This window comes from Terriglobales bacterium, from assembly GCA_035624455.1.
GTDB lineage: Bacteria > Acidobacteriota > Terriglobia > Terriglobales > Acidobacteriaceae > DASPRM01.
Window position 1 is genome coordinate 1 of sequence record DASPRM010000116.1, and the last position, 2,504, is coordinate 2,504.

The window sequence follows — 2,504 nt, forward strand, 5'->3', positions numbered from 1 at the left end:
ATGCCTGCGTTTCGGGGCTGTTGGCGTCTTCCAGCCACCGGTACTTGTCCACAATTTTCTGGCCATGGATGATCTCTTCCACAGGAGCCACCTTCGCCCTAGGTGGGCCCGCCGCCGTGGCGGTGGGAGTGGTGGAGTTGACTTCGACCCACAGGGCAGCCGGGAAAAGGAACAGTATTAAGATCCAGAACAAATGCGAACCTCCTGGCATGAACACCTCACAGAGCAGCAAGTGATTAGATTAGCAGACCTACCCGTTGCCGCTTCGCCAATAGTTATGTGCCAGGCGAGCCCAGTTGTGCGATGCGCTGGGCGCCTGCGCCGAGCTCAACCCTATTTACTGCCGGCTGCTGCCGATGTTGTTGGAGGAACTGCGCCGGGTCGAGACAGCAGATCTGCCAACTCGACCAGGAATGGGCAAGTTTGCTCGGCCACATCAAACGGCCGTCGAGCGCTTGGCGCTGGTCCCGGTCTGGGAGCCGACTCAGCCCAACCGATCATCGCTGAGGTGGGTGCCCAGGCCGCAAGGTCGGGATGTGGCTTACTATGTCTCTCGACCGCCTCCCCTCGGGTTACATTCTGCATGGCGCGATTCGAGTGCTTCCCCAACAGGCGAGCGAATGCTATTATCAAATTCGAAGAGCGAACGCGGACTGCCCCGTTCGCAGCCAACCGACACTCCTCAGTAGCTCAATGGCAGAGCATCCGGCTGTTAACCGGAGGGTTGTAGGTTCGAGTCCTACCTGAGGAGCCATTCTTTTCAAGCATTTCCGATCTTTCCTCTCACCTGCTCCAAGGCTAATTGTCCGTGATTGTCCGTCTTTTGTCCGTGTTTACCAAGAGGAGTTACAACCGCGGGCAGGGTCAGGACCTGCGGCAGAGTTACCACCATGGGTGTGAGTTTCGCCTGGCGATACTCGGCGGTCTTGCGCAGGGCTTCGCGCTGGTCTTCAGCCGCGGTGATGTTGTATCTGGCGAACAGCGAGGACGTCCTATGCCCAGAAAGCGACTGCGCCACGGCTTGCTGAACTCCTGCCCGGGTCATGTCTCTCACCGCACTGCGGCGAATATCATGCACCAGGCGGCCTCGGACTAGGCTTGGGCCATGGCGCGGTGATTTACGTTAACAGGCGATTTCACAAGCGTGCGCTTTTTCTTCGCCTTTTCCCCGTGTCGGTGAGTGAAATCGAGATTTATCGCCAACAATGGCTGCCGGGACTCCATACGTGTCCTCACGAAATGTTACGATCCAAGAGGCAGTAGTGCAGCTCTCATAGATATTGTGGAGGATGCAGTGAGACCACAAACTTGGGCCGTTGTCCCGGCCACCGTTCTTGCCTTAGCCTTGGCGGCCTGTAGTAAATCAAGCGAGACGCGCAAAAAGAATTCGGATCAGTCAAACGCGAACAGCACTGCCCAAGCGAATTCCGGGGCGGGACAAAGCGGTTCCGGGCCCGGCATCAACCTGAATTGCGTTGTGGATCACATCCAGAATCCAACCGATTCCTTTCACTATACCTACAAGAAAGATTCATCGAGTCCAGTTCATCAGGAGGCGGACATTACACCGCAGACCATAGATGGTTTCCGCGTTGATATAGATGGGCAACAACACCCATTGCATGGCGTGCGATCAGACGCGCAGGGCTGGCAGGGTGCTTGGGTCGGTTTGACGGGAATTAGCGGGATGTCCAGCACTGTCGCGATTATTAACCACAACGCGGCAATGCAGCGCGAGGCGGACGGCGGAAACGTTAACGGCTACAACACGATTCACTATTCCATCGACACTGCTCGTTTTGACGCCACGGAAAGCCGGATGCTGCTGAGTCCGGGTGATTCCGAAAAAGGCGATGCCTGGGTCACCTCGGAAGGGTGTCCGGTGAAGCTTGGTCTCGACTCGGAGTTGCACCGTAAGGATGGCACCTTGATTGAGAAGATCCATTACGAAGTCACCATGGTGAAAAAGTAGAAACCTGCGTTCCTCGTGAGTTGTTGGCATCGCCAACTTAATGCGATCTACTTCCGCTGCTGTCGGCCAGCCGAGAGATATACGAAGACCATAGCGATTGCATGCGCCACCAGCCACGGTGAAAACCCCCGGTCCATAAAAATCAGAATCAATACCAACACCCTCGGGACCACAATCGTAAGTGCAGGCGGAACCCAGCCGTGTAGGTTGTAGGGTTTCAAGCCATCGGTCAGATAGGCGATGAACAGCGAAACGCGTGGTAGCACAAGCGAAAGCAGCAAGAACCAGAGAGGAAGTTGCTCCATTTGAACGGCCTCCGCACCCTTGGGTTACGGTCCTGCAGGGGAATAAGTTTCAGATGCAAAGAGATTGTGGCGTCAGTTGTCGCTATCAGGCGATAGCGCTCAGAACCATCAAGAATTAGGCCTTGTGCCAATACTTGCATAGCCCAGGCAGCCCGCCGTAGTTCCAATTCTGCGGCAGGGGAGGCCGTCGCTATGGGCAAGCAGAGAATCAAGCCGAATTATCGTCG

General features: G+C 56.0%; 4 protein-coding genes and 1 tRNA gene. 2 read left to right on the forward strand and 3 right to left on the reverse strand.

Translation table 11 applies throughout. From position 1 onward, the window contains the following. Positions 1 to 193: hypothetical protein (locus VEG30_12785; protein ID HXZ80801.1), on the reverse strand; the 193-nt coding region annotated here is incomplete at its 3' end. A 486-nt stretch (positions 194 to 679) separates the two neighbouring features. Here VEG30_12785 and VEG30_12790 point away from each other — a divergent pair. Continuing rightward, positions 680 to 754 (forward strand) — tRNA-Asn (locus VEG30_12790). A 6-nt stretch (positions 755 to 760) separates the two neighbouring features. On the opposite strand, the gene VEG30_12795 is transcribed toward VEG30_12790, so the two are convergent. Beyond that, positions 761 to 1,078 carry a hypothetical protein gene (locus VEG30_12795; protein ID HXZ80802.1) on the reverse strand — a complete coding sequence of 106 codons (318 nt, stop codon included), beginning with the start codon at positions 1,076 to 1,078 and terminating at the stop codon, positions 761 to 763. 609 nt (positions 1,079 to 1,687) lie between these two features. Here VEG30_12795 and VEG30_12800 point away from each other — a divergent pair. Then, entirely contained in the window at positions 1,688 to 1,972 is a 285-nt protein-coding gene (locus tag VEG30_12800; GenBank protein ID HXZ80803.1) for a hypothetical protein, read from the forward strand. A gap of 47 nt (positions 1,973 to 2,019) precedes the next feature. Here VEG30_12800 and VEG30_12805 read toward each other — a convergent pair whose 3' ends face one another. Continuing rightward, on the reverse strand, positions 2,020 to 2,277 hold the full coding sequence (locus VEG30_12805; protein HXZ80804.1) for a hypothetical protein: 258 nt from the start codon (positions 2,275 to 2,277) through the stop codon (positions 2,020 to 2,022). Positions 2,278 to 2,504: the final 227 nt, after the last annotated feature.